19 protein-coding genes are annotated in these 19,900 nt (G+C 64.4%); 9 read left to right on the plus strand and 10 right to left on the minus strand.

Features of this window, described 5'->3' with window-relative positions; translation table 11 throughout:
- Positions 1-9 precede the first annotated feature (9 nt).
- From NCS28_RS00575 to NCS28_RS00610, 8 genes are all read left to right on the plus strand, one after another.
- A complete protein-coding gene (locus NCS28_RS00575; RefSeq protein WP_250511948.1) occupies positions 10-1,833 on the plus strand; it encodes a methyl-accepting chemotaxis protein in 1,824 nt (607 codons plus the stop codon).
- 158 nt (positions 1,834-1,991) lie between these two features.
- Positions 1,992-2,915 carry a CheR family methyltransferase gene (locus tag NCS28_RS00580; protein WP_502801131.1) on the plus strand — a complete coding sequence of 308 codons (924 nt, stop codon included), beginning with the start codon at positions 1,992-1,994 and terminating at the stop codon, positions 2,913-2,915.
- Complete coding sequence (gene cheD / locus NCS28_RS00585) at positions 2,912-3,646, plus strand: chemoreceptor glutamine deamidase CheD (protein WP_250511949.1); 735 nt, start codon at positions 2,912-2,914, stop codon at positions 3,644-3,646. The genes NCS28_RS00580 and cheD overlap by 4 nt, the downstream gene beginning before the upstream one ends.
- Entirely contained in the window at positions 3,643-4,740 is a 1,098-nt protein-coding gene (locus tag NCS28_RS00590; protein WP_250511950.1) for a protein-glutamate methylesterase/protein-glutamine glutaminase, read from the plus strand. Before cheD ends, NCS28_RS00590 begins: the two co-directional genes overlap by 4 nt.
- A gap of 49 nt (positions 4,741-4,789) precedes the next feature.
- The gene (gene cheY, locus NCS28_RS00595) at positions 4,790-5,185 is read left to right on the plus strand and encodes a chemotaxis response regulator CheY (RefSeq protein WP_250511951.1); all 396 of its coding nucleotides are present in this window, start codon (positions 4,790-4,792) and stop codon (positions 5,183-5,185) included.
- Between the two features lie 2 nt (positions 5,186-5,187).
- A complete protein-coding gene (gene cheZ, locus NCS28_RS00600) occupies positions 5,188-5,892 on the plus strand; it encodes a protein phosphatase CheZ (RefSeq protein ID WP_250511952.1) in 705 nt (234 codons plus the stop codon).
- A gap of 251 nt (positions 5,893-6,143) precedes the next feature.
- Positions 6,144-6,674, plus strand: coding sequence for a DUF2844 domain-containing protein (locus NCS28_RS00605; RefSeq protein WP_250511953.1), 531 nt, complete (start codon positions 6,144-6,146; stop codon positions 6,672-6,674).
- 17 nt (positions 6,675-6,691) lie between these two features.
- Complete coding sequence (locus tag NCS28_RS00610; protein WP_250511954.1) at positions 6,692-8,005, plus strand: DUF3443 domain-containing protein; 1,314 nt, start codon at positions 6,692-6,694, stop codon at positions 8,003-8,005.
- A gap of 88 nt (positions 8,006-8,093) precedes the next feature.
- Here NCS28_RS00610 and NCS28_RS00615 read toward each other — a convergent pair whose 3' ends face one another.
- The 4 genes from NCS28_RS00615 to argS all read right to left on the minus strand — a co-directional run bounded on the left by NCS28_RS00615 (position 8,094) and on the right by argS (position 12,368).
- The gene (locus tag NCS28_RS00615) at positions 8,094-8,867 is read right to left on the minus strand and encodes an SDR family oxidoreductase (protein ID WP_250511955.1); all 774 of its coding nucleotides are present in this window, start codon (positions 8,865-8,867) and stop codon (positions 8,094-8,096) included.
- Between the two features lie 16 nt (positions 8,868-8,883).
- Complete coding sequence (locus NCS28_RS00620) at positions 8,884-9,531, minus strand: thiol:disulfide interchange protein DsbA/DsbL (RefSeq protein WP_250511956.1); 648 nt, start codon at positions 9,529-9,531, stop codon at positions 8,884-8,886.
- 148 nt (positions 9,532-9,679) lie between these two features.
- A complete protein-coding gene (locus tag NCS28_RS00625; protein ID WP_250511957.1) occupies positions 9,680-10,447 on the minus strand; it encodes an SPOR domain-containing protein in 768 nt (255 codons plus the stop codon).
- A gap of 136 nt (positions 10,448-10,583) precedes the next feature.
- A complete protein-coding gene (gene argS, locus NCS28_RS00630; RefSeq protein ID WP_250511958.1) occupies positions 10,584-12,368 on the minus strand; it encodes an arginine--tRNA ligase in 1,785 nt (594 codons plus the stop codon).
- Positions 12,369-12,628: 260 nt separating this feature from the next.
- Here argS and NCS28_RS00635 point away from each other — a divergent pair, with 260 nt between their 5' ends.
- Entirely contained in the window at positions 12,629-12,955 is a 327-nt protein-coding gene (locus NCS28_RS00635; RefSeq protein WP_250511959.1) for a DUF1840 domain-containing protein, read from the plus strand.
- A 102-nt stretch (positions 12,956-13,057) separates the two neighbouring features.
- Here NCS28_RS00635 and NCS28_RS00640 read toward each other — a convergent pair whose 3' ends face one another.
- The 6 genes from NCS28_RS00640 to NCS28_RS00665 all read right to left on the minus strand — a co-directional run bounded on the left by NCS28_RS00640 (position 13,058) and on the right by NCS28_RS00665 (position 19,862).
- The gene (locus NCS28_RS00640) at positions 13,058-13,264 is read right to left on the minus strand and encodes a hypothetical protein (protein WP_250511960.1); all 207 of its coding nucleotides are present in this window, start codon (positions 13,262-13,264) and stop codon (positions 13,058-13,060) included.
- Between the two features lie 134 nt (positions 13,265-13,398).
- Positions 13,399-16,116: a methionine synthase gene (metH, locus tag NCS28_RS00645; protein ID WP_250511961.1), complete on the minus strand. Its 2,718-nt coding sequence runs from the start codon at positions 16,114-16,116 to the stop codon at positions 13,399-13,401.
- Positions 16,117-16,151: 35 nt separating this feature from the next.
- Complete coding sequence (locus tag NCS28_RS00650; RefSeq protein ID WP_250511962.1) at positions 16,152-17,213, minus strand: homocysteine S-methyltransferase family protein; 1,062 nt, start codon at positions 17,211-17,213, stop codon at positions 16,152-16,154.
- A gap of 221 nt (positions 17,214-17,434) precedes the next feature.
- Entirely contained in the window at positions 17,435-17,692 is a 258-nt protein-coding gene (locus NCS28_RS00655) for a BTH_I0359 family protein (protein ID WP_008351849.1), read from the minus strand.
- Between the two features lie 136 nt (positions 17,693-17,828).
- Entirely contained in the window at positions 17,829-18,617 is a 789-nt protein-coding gene (locus NCS28_RS00660) for an alpha/beta fold hydrolase (protein WP_250511963.1), read from the minus strand.
- Positions 18,618-18,677: 60 nt separating this feature from the next.
- A complete protein-coding gene (locus NCS28_RS00665) occupies positions 18,678-19,862 on the minus strand; it encodes a DUF3108 domain-containing protein (protein ID WP_250511964.1) in 1,185 nt (394 codons plus the stop codon).
- Positions 19,863-19,900 lie beyond the last annotated feature (38 nt).

Consider the following 19,900-nt stretch of genomic DNA (forward strand, 5'->3'; position numbering starts at 1 on the left):
AAAGAAGCCATGTTGAAGAAGTTGTCGATCCGCACGACGCTCACGCTCGTCGGCCTGCTGTTCACCGGATGCGCCGCGCTCATCGGCGCGCTCGCGCTCTTCGGCCTCAACTCCGCCGGTGCGTCGCTCGCGTCGCTCGCGCAGGAGGATCTGGTCGCGATGCGCGCGCTTTCGGAAACGTCGTCGTATCTGCTGCGCTCGCGCATCACGCTCGACCGCGTGCGTTCGCTCACCGAAGCGGGCAGCACGGAAGAAGCGAAGAAAGCGATCGATCGCGGCCAGTATCTGCTCGACAAGAGCAACGAAAACTGGAAGCTCTATCTCGACACGCCGAAGCCCACGCTGCCGAAGGAAACGTTCGACGCGCTCGTCGCGCAACGCGATGCGCTCGTGAAGACCGGCGTCGAGCCGGAATTCGCCGCGATCCGCGCGAACGACATGGCCGCGTATCACGCGATCGCCGACACGAAGATCAGCCCGATGTTCGTCTCGTTCGATCAGGCCGTGACGGCCGCGGTGGCGTCGCATCAGGAGCACGCGGAGCGTTCGCGTGCGAGCGCGGACTCGCATATCGCGGCGCTCAACATGACGATCGGCGCGGTGCTCGTGCTCGCGGTGCTGATGCTGATCGGCACGCGCATGGCGCTTTCGAGCCTGATCGTGAAGCCGATCAACGATGCCGTCGATCACTTCGACCGCATCTCGCGCGGCGATCTCACGCAGTCCGCGCATACGGACAGGACCAACGAAATCGGCCGCCTGTTCGCGGGCATCGAGCGCATGCGCGCCAACTTGACCGCGATGGTCGGCTCGGTGCATCGCGGCGCGGAATCGATCGATGTCGGTGCGCATGAAATCGCGAGCGGCAACACGGATCTGTCGCAGCGCACGGAAGAGCAGGCGGCGTCGCTGCAAGAGACGGCGTCGAGCATGGAAGAGCTGACGAGCACCGTGAAGCAGAACGCCGACAACGCGCGCCAGGCGAGCCAGCTCGCGGTGAGCGCGTCGGATATCGCGTCGCGGGGCGGCGAGGTCGTCGAGCAGGTCGTCGAGACGATGCACGCGATCGCGTCGAGCTCGAACAAGGTCGTCGACATCATCGGCGTGATCGAAGGCATCGCGTTCCAGACCAACATTCTCGCGTTGAATGCGGCCGTCGAAGCGGCGCGCGCGGGCGAGGAAGGCCGCGGTTTCGCGGTGGTCGCGGGTGAAGTGCGCTCGCTCGCGCAACGCAGCGCGGCGGCGGCGAAGGAAATCAAGACATTGATCGGCGATTCGGCCGCGAAGGTCGACAGCGGCACGGAACTCGTCGCGCGCGCCGGTCAGACGATGGGCGAGATCGTGCAGGCGGTGCGCCGCGTGACCGACATCATGGGCGAGATCAGCGCGGCGTCGGAGGAGCAGTCCGACGGCATCGAGCAGGTCAACCGCGCCGTCACGCAGATGGACAGCGTGACGCAGCAGAACGCCGCGCTCGTCGAGCAGGCCGCGGCCGCCGCGGCGTCGCTCGAAGAGCAGACGCGCCAGTTGAAGGACGTGGTCGCGCAATGGCGTCTGGAAAGCGCGGCGCCGGTGCGCGCGAGCGCATCGACCGCGGCGGCGCGCATCAAGGCGTCGGCGCCGGCTGCGCGCGTCGAGCCTTCGTCGGCTGCCGTCGCGCCGAAAGCCGAAAAGTACGCAAAGTCGGCATCGAACGCGAAAGTTGCGCCGGAAGCGGCCGTTATCAAGGAAACAGGCAAGCCCGCGGTGAAGCCCGTCAGCGCCGCGAAGCCGGCTACCGCGCCGCGCGCCAAGGCGACCACCGCCGACGACGGCGACTGGGAAACCTTTTAACCGAATCCGAAACCGAACACGGCCATGCAGGCGACGCGCATCACAATCGACAGCAGGCGTTTCACCGAAACGCACGCAATGCGCGAACCCGGATGGCCGAGCGCGATGAACGCGCCACATCCGGCGCCGCTTGGGGTGTCAAGGAAGCACGAAACATCATGATGGCAACGCGCAACCCGCGTAACGACTTGCCCGCCGGTGTGCGCGGCCCTGAAGTCGAGCGCGATTTCGAATTCACGGCGGCGGACTTCGCCCGCATTCGCGAGCTGATTCATCGGCGCGCGGGCATCTCGCTGTCGGACCATAAACGCGACATGGCGTACAGCCGCCTCGCGCGCCGACTGCGCGCCTGCGGCATCGATACGTTCAAACAGTATCTCGACCGCCTCGAAACGAACGAGGACAACGCCGAGTGGGAAGCGTTCGTCAACGCGCTGACCACGAACCTCACGGCGTTCTTTCGGGAGTCGCATCACTTTCCGATTCTCGCGGAGTTCGTTAAGCGCCGACAGCAGCCGTTCTCGGTGTGGTGCTCGGCGGCGTCCACGGGCGAAGAGCCGTATTCCATCGCGATGACGCTCGTCGAAGCGCTCGGCGAGCACGCGGCGCGCCAGTGCACGGTGTTCGCGAGCGACATCGACAGCCAGGTGCTCGCGAAGGCCGAAGCGGGCGTGTATTCGCTCGATCAGGTGAAGGCGTTGCCCGCCGAGCGTCTCAAGCGCTTCTTTCTGAAGGGCACGGGCTCTCACGCCGGTCTCGTGAAAGTGCGCCCCGAACTGCGCGCGATGGTGAACTTCGGCCGCGTCAATCTGACGGAAGCGCGTTACGACGTGAAAGGCCCGTTCGACGCGATCTTCTGCCGCAACGTGATGATCTACTTCGACAAGCCGACGCAAGGGCAAGTGCTTTCGCGCTTCGAGCCGCTGATGAAGCCGGGCGCGCTGCTGTTCGCGGGACATTCGGAGAATTTCACGTATGTGTCGCAGGCGTTCAGGCTGCGCGGCCAGACCGTGTACGAGCTGTCGCGCGACCTGAAGGCGACGGCGAAGCCGCAGCGCGCGCTCGCAGGGGAAGCGGCATGAGCGGACTGCCGATCGCGTCGAACCTTTACTTCGACAATCATTTCAAGAAGCCGGGTGTGAAGCTCCTGCCGAACGAGTTCTACATGACGAGCGAAGACATGGTGCTCGTCACGGTGCTCGGCTCGTGCGTGGCGGCATGCATCAACGACCGCACGGCGGGCATCGGCGGAATGAATCACTTCATGTTGCCCGACGACGGTTCCGACGCGTCGCATGCATCGTCCGATTCGATGCGCTACGGCGCCTACGCGATGGAAGTGCTCATCAACGAGCTCATCAAGCGCGGCGGCCGGCGCGAGCGCTTCGAAGCGAAAGTGTTCGGCGGCGGCGCGGTGCTCGCGGGCATGACGACCATCAATATCGGCGATCGCAATTCGGAGTTCGTGCGGCGCTATCTCGCGCTGGAAAAGATTCGCATCGTCGCCGAGGATTTGCAGGGCATGCATCCGCGAAAGGTCGCGTTCATGCCGCGCTCGGGCCAGGTGATGGTGAAGAAACTGAAGACCGCGCACGATCCGATCGTGGTCGAACGCGAGCAGGCGCTCGTGCAGCGCACGCCCGAGGAGCGCGCCGAGCGGCTCGCGAAGGCGCGCGCGCGCGTCGAACTGTTCCAGTCGAACGCGACGGCCGCAAAGCCGCGCGCCGAGTTGTTCACGACGCATGCATCGAACGTGAAGCGCCCGCGCGTGGAACTGTTCGCATCGCGCATGAAGACCGTGGAGGAAGCATGACACTCGCCCACGCGCCGAAGATCAAAGTGCTGTGCGTCGACGACTCCGCGCTCGTGCGCAGCCTGATGACCGAGATCATCAACTCGCAGCCCGACATGCACGTGTGCGCGACCGCGCCGGACCCGCTTGTCGCGCGCGAGCTGATCAAGCTGCACAACCCGGACGTGCTCACGCTCGATGTCGAAATGCCGCGCATGGACGGCCTCGATTTTCTGGAGAAGCTGATGCGCCTGCGGCCGATGCCGGTCGTGATGGTGTCGTCGCTGACGGAGCGCGGCAACGAAATCACGCTGCGCGCGCTGGAACTCGGCGCGGTCGATTTCGTCACGAAACCGAAGGTCGGCATTCGCGACGGCATGCTCGATTACGCCGAAAAGCTCGCGGACAAGATCCGCGCGGCCTCGCGTGCGCGCGTGAAGCAGACCGCGCATACGGCGAGCGCGCCTGCGAACGCGGCTGCGCACAAGCCCGCGCCGCATTTCAACAACCCGCTCGTGTCGACGGAAAAGCTCGTGATCGTCGGCGCATCGACGGGCGGCACGGAAGCGATTCGCGAAGTGCTCGTGCCGCTGCCGCCCGATGCGCCCGCGGTGCTGATCGCGCAGCACATGCCGCCGGGCTTCACGAAGTCCTTCGCGCAGCGCCTGAACGGGCTGTGCCGCATCACCGTGAAGGAAGCGGAGCACGGCGAGCGCGTGCTGCCGGGTCACGCGTATATCGCGCCGGGCCACGCGCATCTGGTGCTCGCGCGAAGCGGCGCGAACTATGTTGCGCACCTGTCGGATGCGCCGCCGGTCAACCGGCATCGGCCTTCTGTCGACGTGCTATTTCGCTCGGCGGCGCAGCACGCGGGCAAGAACGCCATCGGCGTGATCCTGACCGGCATGGGCCGCGACGGCGCCGCCGGTCTGCTCGACATGCAGCAGGCGGGCGCCTACACGCTCGCGCAGGACGAAGCGAGTTGCGTGGTGTTCGGCATGCCGCGCGAAGCGATAGCAATGGGCGGCGCAAGCGAAGTCGCGCCGCTCTCTGAAATGAGCCGGCGCGTCATGGCGCGGCTTGCCTCGATGGGCGAACGCGTGCAGCGCGTCTGAACTTTGGATTTAAGCGGCGCCGCCGCGTTGAGAACTCAAGGGAGTAAAGATGGACAAGAACATGAAGATCCTCGTCGTCGACGATTTTCCGACGATGCGCCGTATCGTGCGTAACCTGCTCAAGGAACTGGGCTACGGCAACGTCGACGAAGCCGAAGACGGCGCGGCGGGTCTCGCGCGGCTGCGCGGCGGCGGCTTCGACTTCGTGATCACCGACTGGAACATGCCGAACCTCGACGGCCTGTCGATGCTGCAGCAGATCCGCGCGGACGCGACGCTCGCGCATCTGCCGGTGCTGATGGTGACGGCGGAATCGAAGAAGGAGAACATCATCGCGGCGGCGCAAGCGGGCGCGAACGGTTATGTGGTGAAGCCCTTCACGGCCGCCACGCTCGACGAGAAGCTCTCCAAGATTCTCGAGAAGATGGCCAAAGCCGGGAGCTGATCGTGAACGATCTGACCACTGAATTCGCAGCCGCGGTTGCCGAAAGCGAGAGCGATGTGTCGAGCGATCGCATCCTCGCGCGCATCGGACAACTGACGCGCACCTTGCGCGACTCGATGCGCGAGCTCGGTCTCGACAAGCAGGTCGAAGCCGCCGCGCAAGCCGTGCCCGACGCCCGCGACCGGTTGAAATATGTCGCGACGATGACCGAGCAAGCCGCCGAGCGCGCGCTCAACGCGATCGAACTCGCGAAGCCGGTGCAGGAAGCGATGCAGACCGAAGCGCAGGCGCTCGACGCACGCTGGGCCAAGTGGTACGACGCGCCGCTCGCGCAGAACGAGGCGGGCGAGTTGCTCGCCCAGACGCGCACGTTCCTGCAAAGCGTGCCCGAGCGGACGCAGGCGACCAACGCGCAGTTGCTTGAAATCATGCTCGCGCAGGACTTTCAGGATCTGACCGGGCAGGTGATCAAGAAAATCACGGACGTCGTGTATCTGATCGAGCAGCAATTGCTGGGCGTGTTGCTCGAAAATATCGCGCCGGAGCGCCGCGAGCAGTTCGCGGCATCGGCGGCGGCGCTGATGTCGTCGGCGACGGGCAGTCCGGAGAGCCTGCTCAACGGGCCGCAGATCAATCCGGAAGGGCGCAGCGACGTCGTGCAGGATCAGTCGCAAGTGGACGATCTGCTTGCCAGCCTCGGCTTCTGAGGTGTTTTGCATGTAGTCGTCAATTCGACCTACGCAGCGTTGCAAAGCCACGCGAAGCGCATACCATTGCGCTTCGCGTTTTTTATTGTGTGCGCTTGCGAACGTTTGGTCTATTCCTCGTGGCTGGCATACTGATGGTATTCGCGCTCGAAAAACGGGGGCGAAATGCGGTGGCGCATCTGTCACTCAATCGTCGAGAGCCGGCCGCAAGCAGAGGGCGCGCGGCCGACCGATAACCGATAGGAGGCCCAGTGAAGGCACCGAAGCAATCCCGTCATGGGCATCTTGTAAGCGCGCTCGCGTTGGTCGCAAGCGCGTTGAGCGTGTGCGCGGCAGAGCCCGCCTATGCAGTGCTCGGCGGCGAGCCGATGACCGCGCCGCAAGGCGCCAGCACCGCGTCCACGAACGCGGTCGCGCGGGCGGCGGTCGCAAGCGGTGCGTCGAACGCAGCGTCGGCAGCGGCATCGAACTACACCGTTCACACGACCACGCTCGCGAGCGGCACGGTCGTCAACGAATACTTGTCCGCGCAAGGCGTGGTGTTCGGCGTCGCGTGGCACGGGCCGCGCGTGCCGGATCTCGCAAGCCTTCTCGGCAGCTATTTCCCGCAGTACCAGCAAGGCCTGAAGGCGCAGCGCGCCGCGCGCGGCAGCCGTGGGCCGGTGAGCGTGCAGGATTCAGGGCTCGTCGTGGAATCGGGCGGTCACATGGGCTCGTTCGCGGGCAGCGCGTATCTGCCGCAATCGTTGCCCGCCGGCGTGTCCGCCAGCGATATCCAGTAAGCGACGGGAGACTCAGTATGCATCGAACGACACTCGGCCATCCCGCTCTCTCTTCCTCCCGACGCGGCGGCTTTGCCCGCTGGCTCGGCGCGCTCTGTCTCTCCGTCATGCTCGCGGCCTGCGGCGGCGGTGGCGGCGACGACTCCAGTTCCAGCAGCGGCGGCTCATCGGGCGGTGGTTCCGGCGGCGGCTCGGGCGGCGGCAGCTCGACCACCAGCAGCGCGAACGCGCAGCCGATCGCGCCCAATGGCACGAACGCGGTGCCGATCAACGTCAACCCCGGCGTCGCGGGCTTCGTCAACATCCCGAACGTATCGGTGACGGTGTGCGCGCCGGGCACGACGGTGTGTCAGCAGATCGACAACATTCAGGTCGATACGGCATCGTTCGGCCTGCGCATTCTCGGCTCGGCGGCGCAGTCCGTGCTCGGCAGCCTGCCTCAATCGCGCGCATCGAACGGCGGGCAGCTCGCCGAATGCGCGGGCTTCGCCGACGGCTACACGTGGGGCACCGTGCGCACCGCCGACGTGAAGATGGGTACCGAAATCGCGTCGAACGTGCCGATTCAGATCATCGGCGACCTGGACGCATCGGCGGCGCCGACCGGCGATAACGGCTGTCCGTCCGGCAACGACGAGAACACGACCGGCGACATCGGCGCGAACGGCATTCTCGGCATCGGCCCGCAGGCGTACGACTGCGGCAACGGATGCGTGAGCACGTCGCTCAACGCGATGTACTTCTCGTGCAGCAACGGCGCGAATTGCACGGCCGTCGCGGTGCCGCTCGCGCAGCAGGTCACGAATCCCGTCACGAAGTTCGCGGTCAATAACAACGGCGTGATCGTGCAGTTGCCGCCGGTTCCCGATAACGGCGCGGCCAGTGCGACCGGCGTGCTGATATTCGGCATCGGCACGCAGAGCAACAACGCGGTCAGCGGCGTGACCAAGTACGGCACGGATCCGTACGGCGACCTGAGCGGCACATACAAGGGGAAGACGTACAAAACGTTCTTCGACACAGGATCGAACGGCAACTTCTTCCAGGACAACTTCCCGTCGTGCTCGGGGTCGACCGCGTTCTATTGTCCGAGCTCGCAGCAGTCGCTGTCGACGACGATCGTCGGCACGGAAGGCAACAGCGCCGTCGTGCCGTTCCTGCTCGCCAACGCAAGCACGCTGACCTCGGGCAAGACCAAGTTCGCCTTCAATAGTCTCGGCGGGCGGCTGGGCATGTCCAACTTCTTCGACTTCGGCCTGCCGTTCTTCTTCGGCCGGCACGTGTATGTCGGATACGAGTTGCCGAACAATCCGGCTTACGTGGCGTTCTGATGTACCGATGACCTGGCCGGAGATCGATTCCGGTCAGGCGGTCCGCAAATGAAAAGCCGGCTGTGTTCTTGCGCAGCCGGCTTTTTTGTCACTCGTCCGCGCGCGGCTTGCGCGGCGCGCGCTCGGCGAGCGCGTCGTAGAGCCAGCGCGGCATCGCGTGCATCAGCATGCCCGCGATGCGCATCGGCCAGGGAAAGGTCGCATAGCGCACTTTGCGTTCGATCGCGTCGGCGGTTTTCGCGGCGAAGCGGTCGGCGTCCATGAGAAAGGGCATCCGATACGGATTGTGCGCGGTCATCTCCGAGCGCACGTAGCCCGGCGCGATCGTGACGACGGCCACGCCGAGCGGCCGCATCTCGACGCGCAAGGCTTCCAGATACTTCGCCACCGCCGATTTCGACGCGCTGTACGCGCCGCCGCCCGGCAAGCCGCGCACGCCCGCGACGCTCGCAATGCCGACGAGCGTGCCGTGCCCCGCCGCTGTCATCGACGCGACGAACGGCTCGAACGTCGCAACCATGCCGAAGTAGTTCACGTCCATCACGGCGCGGAAGGTGTCGAGATCGCCGTGGCCCGTCAGCGCGCCGCGACTCATGCCCGCGTTCGCGATGACGATATCCGCCGAGCCATGTTCCGCGATGAAGCGGCGCGCGGCATCGGCGAGCGCATCGGCGTCGCGCACGTCGGCGGGGTAGATCGAAATGGTGCTTTGAGGATGGCGTGCCGCGAAGGCCGCGAGGGAATCGGCGCGGCGGGCGACGAGGCCGAGCACGGCCCCGCGCTTCACATATTCCTCGGCCAATGCGAGGCCGATGCCGCTCGATGCGCCGGTGATGAAGACCTTCAGGCGAACTGCAGGCATGCCGGCGCGTGCGGATTTACAGCTTCTTGTCGCGGACTTGCTGGACGAGGAAGTCCATCACTTGCGTCGTGCCCGGCAGGCTGTTGGTCATTGCCGGACCGGTTTCGTACTTGCCCTGCACGACGATCGTCGGCACGCCGTCGATCTTGTAATCCTGCAGGAGCTTCGCGTCGCGCTGCACCGCGCTTTGCGTCGAGAACGAGTTATACGCGTCCATGTACTTCTTCGGATCGATGCCCTGCGTCTTGAGGAAGTCCGCCTGCGCCTGCGGCGTAAGCAGATAGTTCTTCTTCACGTGGATCTCGTTGAACACGGCCGGCGTGACTTTCTCGGCAACGCCGAGCGCGTCGAGCGCGTGATACATCTTCGAGTGCGGAATGAAGTCGTCGCGGAACGCCACCGGCACGCGCTTGAACACCACGTCCGGACCTTGCTTCTTCGCCCATGCCTCGATGTACGGCTCGAACTCGTTGCAGTGCGGGCAGCCGTACCAGAAGAATTCGATGACCTCGACCTTGCCCGCGGGCGCGCCGATCGGCTGAGCGGCTTGCAGCACCGTGTAGTCCTTGCCGGCGGCGGGCGCGGCCATCGTCGAATTCGCGACGCTCATCGATGCGGCTGCGATGCCAAGGGAGAGAGCCAACGCGCTAAAGATTTTTTTCATGATTGAAGAGAGTACGCAATGGGTACGCGACGGAACAAAAGCAGGTCCATAAGTGGGACATACGACGCTTAAGCCACCCTTAAGCGCAGGGCGTTTGCGCCTGCGCGGCCGTCTCGCGGCCGCGCGCACACGCGACTTCTTCGCCGCGTTATTGCTTCGAGAAACGGATGACGGCGGTATCGACGCCCGCATCGGACAGGCGCTGACGGGCGGTGTTCATGTCCTCGAACTTCGCGAACGGCCCGATGCGCACACGGTAGTACGTCACGCCGCCCGCATCGCGCTGGGTGACCTTAGATTCGAAGCCTTGGAAGCCGAGGCGCGCGCGCTGCTGCTCGGCATCCGCTTGCGTCTTGTACGCGCCCACCTGCAGGAAATAGCCGGTGTTCGGTTCGCCGGGCGCGGGCGGCGTGGCCTTCGCCGTGGCGGGCGCGGAGCCGGCCTTCGGCGGCGTGGCGTTGCCGTTTGCGTTGGCGTTCGCGTTGCTCGTTGCGTTCGGCGCGTTGTCGGGCTTCTTCGCGGGCGTCGTGCTCGCGGTCTTCGGCGCGGATGCGGTGCCGCCCGAAGGCGGCACTTCGACGATCTGCGGCTCTTCGAGCATGCCCGACGACTGCGTCTGATTGTTGGTCTGGCCCGGCGCGGTGTTCGGCGGCGCGGGCTGCGCGGCTTGCGGCACCGCCTGGCCCGGCGTCTTGCCTTGCAGCGGGCGGTTCGGGTCGTACGGCTGCGCGGCGGTGGGCGCGGAGTTGGCTTCCGACGGCGGCGCGACCTTCGCCACGAACGGCGTAGGCGCGCGCGTGATGTACAGCGCGACGATCACGGCAATCGCGAGGCCGACGATCAGGCCCAGCACGATGCCGATAAACGTTCCCCCGGTTTGCTTCGACTGCTTCGATGTGCGGCGTGGTTTTGCCATCGTATGAATCACCTGCGAGAAAGTCTTCTGGTTGGGCGACGATTATAGCCGTGGGACAAGGCACGCCTGCGCCAGGCTCCCGTCCGCGCACGCTGAAAACTCCGAATTTCGGCGCGCGCAGCGGGGCGGCGGACGATTACATTTTTTGAGGAGCGGAAACGCCGATGGTCGCGAGACCGTTTTCCAGAACCCGGCGTGTCGCCGCCAGCAATGCGATACGCGCGGTGCGTTCCTTCTCGTCGTCCACGAGCACGCGCTCCGCATTGTAGAACGAGTGAAATTCGCCAGCGAGGTCGCGCAGATAGAACGCGACCGCGTGCGGCGCGAGTTCGTCGGCGGCGTGGGCGAGCATTTCGGGGAACTCGGCGAGCTTGTTGAGCAGCGCCATCGCGCGATCGCTCGACAGCGGCGAAAGGTCGGCTTGCGCCGCCTTCGACACGTCGCCCGCGTATCGTTCCTTCCAGTCGTTGAGAATCGTGCAGATGCGCGCGTGCGCGTATTGCACGTAGTAGACCGGGTTTTCGTCGTTCTGCTTGAGCGCGAGGTCGATGTCGAACACGAATTCGGTATCCGCCTTGCGCGAGATGAGGAAGAAGCGCACGGCGTCGCGGCCGCGGCGGATGGTGTCTTCGTCGATCTGATCAGGCGCGGTCTCGTGACCCGGCGCGAGGCCGCCCGACCATTCGATCAGATCGCGCACCGTCACGTAACTGCCCGCGCGCTTGGAGATCTTCACTTCCTGGCCGTCGCGCATGACGGTCACCATTTTGTGCAGCACGTAGTCGGGATAGCCCTTCGGAATGCCGATGCCCAGTCCTTGCAGGCCGGCGCGCACGCGCGCGATCGTGCCGTGATGGTCCGAGCCCTGGATGTTGATGACCTTCGTGTAGCCGCGTTCCCATTTGGTCACGTGATACGCGACGTCCGGCACGAAGTACGTGTACGTACCGTCGGACTTCTTCATGACGCGGTCTTTGTCGTCGCCGTCGTCGGTGGTGCGCAGCCACAGCGCGCCGTCCTGCTCGTAGGTCTTGCCTGCATCGACGAGCGCCGCGACGGTCTTCTCGACGCGGCCTTCCTTGTACAGCGACGACTCCAGATAGAACTGGTCGAACTTCACGCCGAACGCGGTCAGATCCATGTCCTGTTCGTGACGCAGATACGCGACCGCGAAATGGCGGATGGCTTCGAGATCGTCGACGTCACCCTTGCCCTTGACGGGCTCCCCGTCCTTCGCCGCGACGGTTTCGCCCGCCATGTAATCGCGCGCGATATCGGCGATGTACTCGCCGTTGTACGCGGCTTCCGGCCACTCGGCGTCGCCCGGCTTGAGGCCGCGCGCGCGCAGTTGCGTCGAGACGGCGAGGTTGTTGATCTGCACGCCCGCGTCGTTGTAATAGAACTCGCGATGCACGTCGTAGCCTTGCGTTTCGAGCAGGTTCGAGAGCGCGTCGCCGAGCGCGGCCTGACGGCCGTGGCCGACGTGCAGCGGACCCGTCGGATTCGCCGAAACGAACTCGAGGAGCACATGCCTGCCCGCGTCGCGCGTCGAGCGGCCGAAGCTCGCGCCTTCACCCAGCACGGCCGGGATCACCGCTTGCTTCGCCGTGGCGGCAAGACGCAGATTGATGAAGCCGGGACCCGCCACTTCGGCGCTCTCGACGAGACCCTTGGCGGCCGGAAGGCCGAGCACCGCATCGACGATCTGCTGCGCGAGCTGGCGCGGATTCGCGCGCAGCGGCTTGGCGAGCTGCATCGCGACATTCGACGCCACGTCGCCGTGCGCCGCGACCTTCGGTCGTTCGAGGACGATCGTGGGCGCGACGAAGGCCGCTTCGCTGGCGCCTTGAGTGGCTTGCGCGACCTGCTTGACCGCGTCGGTGATGAGCGTTTCGAGAGTGTGTTTATGTGCGGGCAGCATGCTGAATGTGATCCAGTGGAGCGGGCGCTGACGCGGCGCGTGCCGGCGTCTGCATCGACTCGGACGGGCGACTTTGCGGCGCGTCGACCCCGGTATGTGATGTTCGCAGCCGAACAGAATCGGCTGCCACATAAAGTGGGGATTTTAGCAGGTGCTAATATGTCGAATCAGGGTGTCGTCATGTTGTCAGGGAGACCGGCTCGTCTGCGCGTTTCGTTTGCAAACCGCCTATGACCCAACATAAACAAAAGGACCATGCCATGCTCATCACATTCAAAACTCCGGCCGCACCGGATGTCATGATGCTCGAAGACCTCGCGGAGTATCTGCTCGGCATCATCGGCAAGCAGCTCAACGAGCGGGGCGTCATCACACATGACGAACTGCCTTCGGCAATTCAGAAACTCGAAGCGGCCATCGTCACCGACAAGAAAGTGCGCGCCGAGCACGACGGCCATTTTCACGAAGGCGAGGAAGGCCACGAGCCGCACGAGATTCCCATCGGACTCGCGCAGCGCGCTTATCCGTTCCTGGACATGCTGCGCCTCGCGCAAAAGCACAACACGGACATTCTCTGGGGCGTCTGATTCGCTTTCGAGAGCGCTGGAAAAACAAAAACCCGCATCGTCGCCGATGCGGGTTTTTTTCTTCCGATGAAACGTCTGACGGCGTAGTCGCGGTACTGCGTATTACTGCGACTGGCCGCTTTCCGCCCCGGCGGGCTTCGCAGGCGTGCGCGGTTTTTTCGGCTTCTTCGGCTTCTTCTTGTGCTCCGACTGCGGCGGCGAGTACGAAGACGCCTGAGTGCTGCTCGCTTGCGCGAAAACAGCCGAACTCGACGTTGCGAGCAAGGCTGCGGCGAAAGCTACGGTTACGGCGGACGTCATCTTCTTCATGCGACTTTCTCCGTTGACGAAAAGAGTGCGTGGGCCGTCGTGGCGACGGCCTTTCGCGCTGACAAGTCTACGGAAACCAAAAATTTCCCGCCGGTTCCGTGCATATTCCCGTCATCACGCGCGCGATATGTTCTTCAACGCAGCGGCGCGAGCGCGCGTTCGGCATCGGCCGTTGAGAGCGCCATGCGTTCGGCATAGCTCGCGAGTTGATCGTCGCCGATCTTGCCCACGGAGAAGTACGTGCTGTCCGGATGCGCGATATAGAAACCCGACACGCTCGCGGCAGGCAGCATCGCGAGCGATTCGGTCACGCTCATGCCGATTTCGTCCGCCTGAAGCACTTCGAACATATCGCGCTTGACCAGGTGATCCGGGCACGCCGGATAGCCCGGCGCCGGACGAATGCCGACGTACTTCTCCGCGATCAGCGCTTCGTTGTCGAGCGTTTCGTTCGACGCATAGCCCCACAATTCGCGGCGCACGCGCGCGTGCAGCGCTTCGGCGAACGCTTCAGCGAAACGATCGGCGAGCGCCTTGAGCATGATCGCGCTGTAGTCGTCGTGGTCGGCTTCGAACTGTTGTTCCTTCTTGTCGACGCCCAGGCCCGCCGTCACCGCGAAGAGGCCGATGTAGTCCTTCACGCCCGAGTCCATCGGCGCGATGAAATCGGCGAGCGAGCGGTTCGGGCGCATCACGCCGTCGACGACCGGACGCACGCTTTGCTGACGCAGATTGCGCCACGTCATCGCGACTTGCGAGCGCGATTCGTCCGTGTAGATCTCGATGTCGTCGTCGTTCACGGTGTTCGCGGGCAGCAGCATGACGACGCCGTTCGCCGTGAGCCAGCGGCCTTGAATCAGGCGCGAGAGCATCGATTTGCCATCGGAGAACACGCGCCGCGCCGATTCGCCGACGATCTCGTCGTTGAGGATCGCCGGATACGGGCCCGCGAGATCCCACGTCTGGAAGAACGGGCCCCAGTCGATGTAATTCGCCAGTTCCGCGAGGTCATAGTTCCTGAATACGCGCCGCCCGATGAAGGTCGGCTTCTTCGGCGCGTACGCGCTCCAGTCGATCTTCGTCTTGTTGGCGCGCGCCTCGTCGTACGTGACCATCGGCTGCGCTTTGCGATTGGCGTGCTGCGTGCGGATGCGCTCGTAGTCGCTCTTCAGTTCGTCGAGATACTTCGTCGCGCCTTCGTCCGAGAGCAGGCTCGACGCAACGGACACCGAACGCGACGCATCCGGCACGTACACGACCGGCCCTTCGTAATGCGGCGCGATCTTCACGGCGGTATGCACGCGTGAAGTCGTCGCGCCGCCGATCAGCAAAGGCGTCTGCTTGCCGCGGAAATACTCGTCGCGCTGCATTTCCGATGCGACGTAAGCCATCTCTTCGAGACTCGGCGTGATGAGGCCGGAAAGCCCGATGATGTCCGCGCCTTCTTCCTTCGCTTTCTGAAGGATGGTCGCGCACGGCACCATCACGCCCATGTTGACGACTTCGAAGTTGTTGCACTGGAGCACGACCGACACGATGTTCTTGCCGATGTCGTGCACATCGCCCTTCACGGTCGCGATGACGATCTTGCCCTTCGGCCGCACGTCCGCGCCGGCATCGGCGAGCCGCTTTTTCTCTTCTTCGATGAACGGAATCAGATGCGCGACCGCCTGCTTCATCACGCGCGCCGATTTCACGACTTGCGGCAGGAACATCTTGCCCGCGCCGAACAGGTCGCCGACGATATTCATGCCGTCCATCAACGGCCCTTCGATGACGTTGATCGGACGGCCGCCGGCCTTCTCGATCTTCGCGCGCACTTCCTCAGTATCTTCGACGATGAAATTCGTGATGCCGTGCACGAGCGCATGCGACAAACGCGCCTCGACCGGCTGGTTGCGCCATTCGAGGTTCTCTTCCTTTTTTGCCGCGCCGGTCTTGAACTTGTCGGCGACTTCGAGAAGACGATCCGTGCCGTCCTCGCGGCGATTCAGCACGACGTCTTCGACTTTCTCGCGCAACTCCGGGTCGAGATCGGCATACACGCCGAGCTGGCCCGCGTTCACGATGCCCATGTCCATGCCCGCCTGAATCGCGTGATACAGGAACACGGTATGAATCGCCTCGCGCACGGGATCGTTGCCGCGAAACGAGAACGATACGTTCGACACGCCGCCGCTCACCTTCGCATGCGGCAGGTTCTGCTTGATCCAGCGCGTCGCATTGATGAAATCGACCGCATAGTTGTTGTGCTCTTCGATGCCCGTCGCGATTGCGAAGATGTTCGGATCGAAGATGATGTCCTCGGGCTCGAAGCCGACTTCGTTCACGAGGATGTCGTAAGAGCGCTTGCAGATTTCGGTCTTGCGCTGGAACGTGTCCGCCTGACCTTGCTCGTCGAACGCCATCACGACCGATGCCGCGCCGTATCGGCGGATCAGCTTCGCGTGATGCCTGAACGCATCTTCGCCTTCCTTCAGCGAGATCGAGTTGACGATCGCCTTGCCTTGCACGCACTTCAGGCCTGCTTCGATCACTTCCCATTTCGACGAGTCGATCATGATCGGCACGCGCGCGATGTCCGGCTCCGACGCGATCAGATTCAGAAAGCGCACCATTGCGGCTTTCGAATCGAGCATGGCTTCGTCCATGTTGATGTCGATGACCTGCGCGCCGTTTTCGACCTGCTGCCGCGCGACGGCGAGCGCTTCGTCGAACTGGCCGTTCAGGATCATGCGCGCGAACGCCTTCGAGCCGGTGACGTTCGTGCGCTCGCCGACGTTGATGAAGAGCGAGCCGTCGGTGACGTTGAACGGTTCGAGGCCGGAGAGACGCATCGTGTGATCGGTCATGTCTGTTATCTCTTGTTCGATGTCGGGCGCGCTGATTACGCAACCTCGCGATATTGCGACGGGAAGGCGCGCGGCTTCACTTCAGCGAGCGCTTTCGCGATTTGCGCGATGTGCTCCGGCGTCGTGCCGCAGCAGCCGCCCGCGATATTTACGAGCCCCGCCGTCGCGAATTCCTTCAGCAATCCCGACGTGACGTCCGGCGTTTCATCGAATCCCGTGTCGCTCATCGGATTCGGCAGGCCCGCGTTCGGATAGCAGGAGACGTAGGTGTCGCACAGCTTCGCCAGTTCGGCGATGTACGGGCGCATCAGCGCCGCGCCGAGCGCGCAGTTCAGGCCGAACGTGAGCGGCTTCGCATGACGCAGCGAGTTCCAGAACGCTTCGACCGTTTGCCCGGACAGAATGCGGCCCGATGCATCGGTGACGGTGCCCGAGATCATGATCGGCACGAGTTCGCCGGTATCGTCGAAGAGTTGATCGAGCGCGAACAACGCGGCTTTCGCGTTCAATGTGTCGAAGATCGTTTCGACGAGAAACAGGTCGACGCCCGCATCGAGAAGCGCCTTCGCCTGTTCGTAGTACGCCTCGCGAAGTTCGTCGAAGGTGACGTTGCGCGCGCCCGGGTCGTTCACGTCGGGGGAAATGCTCGCGGTCTTCGGCGTCGGTCCGATCGCGCCCGCGACGAAGCGCGGTTTGTCCGGCGTCGAATACTTGTTGCAGGCTTCGCGCGCAAGCTTCGCCGATTCGATGTTCATCTCGGCGGCAAGGTCTTCCATGCCGTAATCGGCCTGCGCGACGCGCGTGGCGCCGAACGTGTTCGTTTCGAGGATATCGGCGCCCGCCGCCAGATACTGCTCGTGAATCTCGCGGATGACCTGCGGCTGCGTGATCGACAGCAACTCGTTGTTGCCCTTGATATCGCGGCCGTAGTCCTTGAAGCGCTCGCCGCGATACGCGGCTTCGTCGAGCTTGTAGCGCTGGATCATCGTGCCCATCGCGCCGTCGAGAATCAGGATGCGCTTTTGCAGCAGCGCGGGCAGCGCGGCGCCGCGCGTGTAGGCGCGCGCGAGGGCTTTCGGAAGGGCGTTCTGGGTCATGACGGACGAGGCCTGCACCAAGTGTGAATTAGCCTGACATTGTAGCCGCAGCGCGGGGCGGTCGCCTTTGGCGAACGGGCGCGCGCGGGCGCGATGCCGCGCAAAAAAGAACCCCGCCTGCAAGGGCGGGGTCTTTGGAGAAACGGCGGGTGTCGCCTGAACCGCGGGTCCGCGCGGCGGCGGGCGCGGACGGCGGCGAGCCGCCCGCGCGCGTGCATGCATCAGTGGAGCACGACGGGTTGATTCATCAAGATATCGAACTGACCGAGGAATTCGTCGACATCCTCGAGCGACGGTTCTTCCGCGATCAACTGTTGCACGTGCTCGCGAAACTTCGCGGCAAGCGCGCCGTCGATGAAAATCTCCCGCTGCGTGTTCTTGTCGACGATCTCGTAGCCGCCCGCCTTCATGGCGAGATGGTTGTCTTGCGGTGGGAATTCGACGACGCAGTAGTTGGGGCTGTTGTAGATCATTTGCATGGCGACACTCCTTATTCCTTGTTTGCTCCGTGGCAATCCTGACGCTTAGTTGGAGCGACTGGGTTGGAATTCAAGGGGTGGCCTCGACGTGATGCCGGTTGTATCGAGGCTTACTTTTGCAGCAAAAGCAGGAGAGTTACGTGGAATCGCGAATAAAAGCCGCCAGTAATGCGGAAAAGCGTTGCGATTCCTCCACCGGTGGAAGGTGCGCCGCGTTGAGCAATTCGAATCGCGCGCCGGGCACCGTGTCCGCGACCACCTTCGAAGCAGCATGCGGCGTGCCAACATCGTGCTCACCCGCAACGACGAGCGTGCGCTTGCTCACTGAGGCCAGTTCGTCTCGCGCGTCGAAACGGCTGACGGCCTCTGCAGCGCGTGCGAATCCTTCGGCGGGCGTGCGCGCGATCGTATCCCCGATTGGCTCGGCCACTTCGGGATGCGCCTTGCGGAATTCAGGCGTGAGCCAGCGTTCGAGCGTCGCATCCACGATACTCGCTGTCCCGCGTTCGCGCACGGAGGCTGCACGTTGCGCGAATGTCGGACGCGCGTCCTCGGGGATAAAGGCCGGCGCGCCCACGACCGTCAGCGATTCCACTTTTTCCGCATGGTTGATCGCGAGCTTTTGCGCGACCATGCCGCCGATCGACAGCCCGACCACATGCGCCGACGGCGCGCCCAGCTTGTCGAGCAGTTCGGCGAGATCGTCGGCGAGGTCGTCGATCGTGAATGGATCCGGCGAAACGGCCGTCTCGCCGTGACCGCGCAAGTCGTAGCGCAGCACGGTGAAGTCGTGGCGGAAATAACCGGCCATCTGATCCCAGACGGAGAGGTCGCCGGCAAGCTGATGGATGAAGACGAGCCAGGGGCCGCCGCCTTCGTTGTCGAGAACGTAGCGTGTGTCTATGCGATTGATCGTCAACTGCATATCGGCTCCGTAAAGACTGCGGTTTGCGATGCTGTTTCCGATGGACTGCATGTGCCCGCGTTACGGTTTGCCCGACTCGGAGACTGCCGGTGCGGCGGGCGCGGATTCCTCAGACGCAGCTTGCGTGCCCGAGGCGGCAGCTTGTCCCGCCGTCGACGGCGGCGTGAAGTTGCCCGCCCAGAGCAGCTCGATTTGCATTCCGTTCGGCTCGGTTTGCAGAATCCGCACGGGCAGCCAGCCGATCGACGGCGCAAGCCAGATGTCGAGCTTGCGGCGATCGCCTTCCTTGCGAGGCAAGCGCGTGAAATGTCGCGCGGTCGTGAAGCCGCCGCGCGCCTGCACGGTTTCGTCGCCCACGGTTTCGATCGGCCAGATCTCGTTGCTGTCGTTGTCCGCGACGCTGAATTGCCGCGTGACGCCCGGCTTGTACTTGTCCGGCGCGCCGCGCACGAGGCTCGCCAACTGCATGACCACGCTGAAGCGGTCCTGCGCGCCGTCCGCCAGCGGCTGGCTCTGCGGCGTTTTCGTGTAGACGATCTGCTTGGTCTCGCGATTGAAGATGGCGATATCGGCGGCGCGGCGGCCGCGCTGCTCGGAATACTGTTCCGGCGCGATGCCGAAGCCGTCGATATGGCCCTTGCTCGAATACACATACGGACCGACGAAAGGGAGCGGAATCGAAACGACCATTTCGTAATGCTGGCCGTCGTTGATCCAGTGGATCGTGCCCGTCTGGTTCATCATGCCGTTCACGAGCGTGTCGTAACGTAACTCGCCCGTGGGCGGAACACTGAACTTGTCGCCGGAGCCGGCGACGGGTTGCGATGCGGGCGATGGCGCTTGCGCTTGCGCTTGCGCGGGCGCGGACGCCTGCGCAGGCGCGTCCGGCTGAGGCGTCGCCGCGGTCGATACGGGAGCCGGAGCGGGAGCCGCTTTCGGTACGGGCGCGGGCGCGGCGGGCTTGGGCGGCGTCGGCACGGGAGCAGCCTGTTTGGCGGGCGTCGGCGCAGGCGGCGCAATCGGCTTGGGCGTCAGCAACTCCACCTGCACCGGCGGTGCTTCGGGCGGCGCGTTCGTCGGCTGCCGATTGTGCTCGATCCACCGCACCGCGCTCCAGTGCAGGCCGGCGACGATCAGCACGGCCAGCGCCCAGCGCCCCCAGCGTCGCGGGGTGGCGGATTCGGAAGCGGCATCGGGCGGTTCGCCCGACGCGGGGCGAGGACGGCGGAATGGAAACAGTGACATCGTTCAGGCGTGAAAGACGGCTATCGCGGATCAGGCGA

The organism is Caballeronia sp. INDeC2 (assembly GCF_023631325.1).
Classification (GTDB): Bacteria; Pseudomonadota; Gammaproteobacteria; order Burkholderiales; family Burkholderiaceae; genus Caballeronia.

Coding starts and splice junctions, on each gene's coding strand:
- NCS28_RS00640 (WP_250511960.1), bottom strand. CDS start 13,264: ATGAAGAAGATGACGTCCGCCGTAACCGTAGCTTTCGCCGCAGCCTTG.
- cheY (WP_250511951.1), top strand. CDS start 4,790: ATGGACAAGAACATGAAGATCCTCGTCGTCGACGATTTTCCGACGATG.
- NCS28_RS00650 (WP_250511962.1), bottom strand. CDS start 17,213: ATGACCCAGAACGCCCTTCCGAAAGCCCTCGCGCGCGCCTACACGCGC.
- NCS28_RS00615 (WP_250511955.1), bottom strand. CDS start 8,867: ATGCCTGCAGTTCGCCTGAAGGTCTTCATCACCGGCGCATCGAGCGGC.
- NCS28_RS00590 (WP_250511950.1), top strand. CDS start 3,643: ATGACACTCGCCCACGCGCCGAAGATCAAAGTGCTGTGCGTCGACGAC.
- NCS28_RS00580 (WP_502801131.1), top strand. CDS start 1,992: ATGATGGCAACGCGCAACCCGCGTAACGACTTGCCCGCCGGTGTGCGC.
- NCS28_RS00575 (WP_250511948.1), top strand. CDS start 10: ATGTTGAAGAAGTTGTCGATCCGCACGACGCTCACGCTCGTCGGCCTG.
- metH (WP_250511961.1), bottom strand. CDS start 16,116: ATGACCGATCACACGATGCGTCTCTCCGGCCTCGAACCGTTCAACGTC.
- NCS28_RS00620 (WP_250511956.1), bottom strand. CDS start 9,531: ATGAAAAAAATCTTTAGCGCGTTGGCTCTCTCCCTTGGCATCGCAGCC.
- NCS28_RS00655 (WP_008351849.1), bottom strand. CDS start 17,692: ATGCAAATGATCTACAACAGCCCCAACTACTGCGTCGTCGAATTCCCA.
- cheD (WP_250511949.1), top strand. CDS start 2,912: ATGAGCGGACTGCCGATCGCGTCGAACCTTTACTTCGACAATCATTTC.
- argS (WP_250511958.1), bottom strand. CDS start 12,368: ATGCTGCCCGCACATAAACACACTCTCGAAACGCTCATCACCGACGCG.
- NCS28_RS00660 (WP_250511963.1), bottom strand. CDS start 18,617: ATGCAGTTGACGATCAATCGCATAGACACACGCTACGTTCTCGACAAC.
- NCS28_RS00665 (WP_250511964.1), bottom strand. CDS start 19,862: ATGTCACTGTTTCCATTCCGCCGTCCTCGCCCCGCGTCGGGCGAACCG.
- NCS28_RS00610 (WP_250511954.1), top strand. CDS start 6,692: ATGCATCGAACGACACTCGGCCATCCCGCTCTCTCTTCCTCCCGACGC.
- NCS28_RS00635 (WP_250511959.1), top strand. CDS start 12,629: ATGCTCATCACATTCAAAACTCCGGCCGCACCGGATGTCATGATGCTC.
- NCS28_RS00625 (WP_250511957.1), bottom strand. CDS start 10,447: ATGGCAAAACCACGCCGCACATCGAAGCAGTCGAAGCAAACCGGGGGA.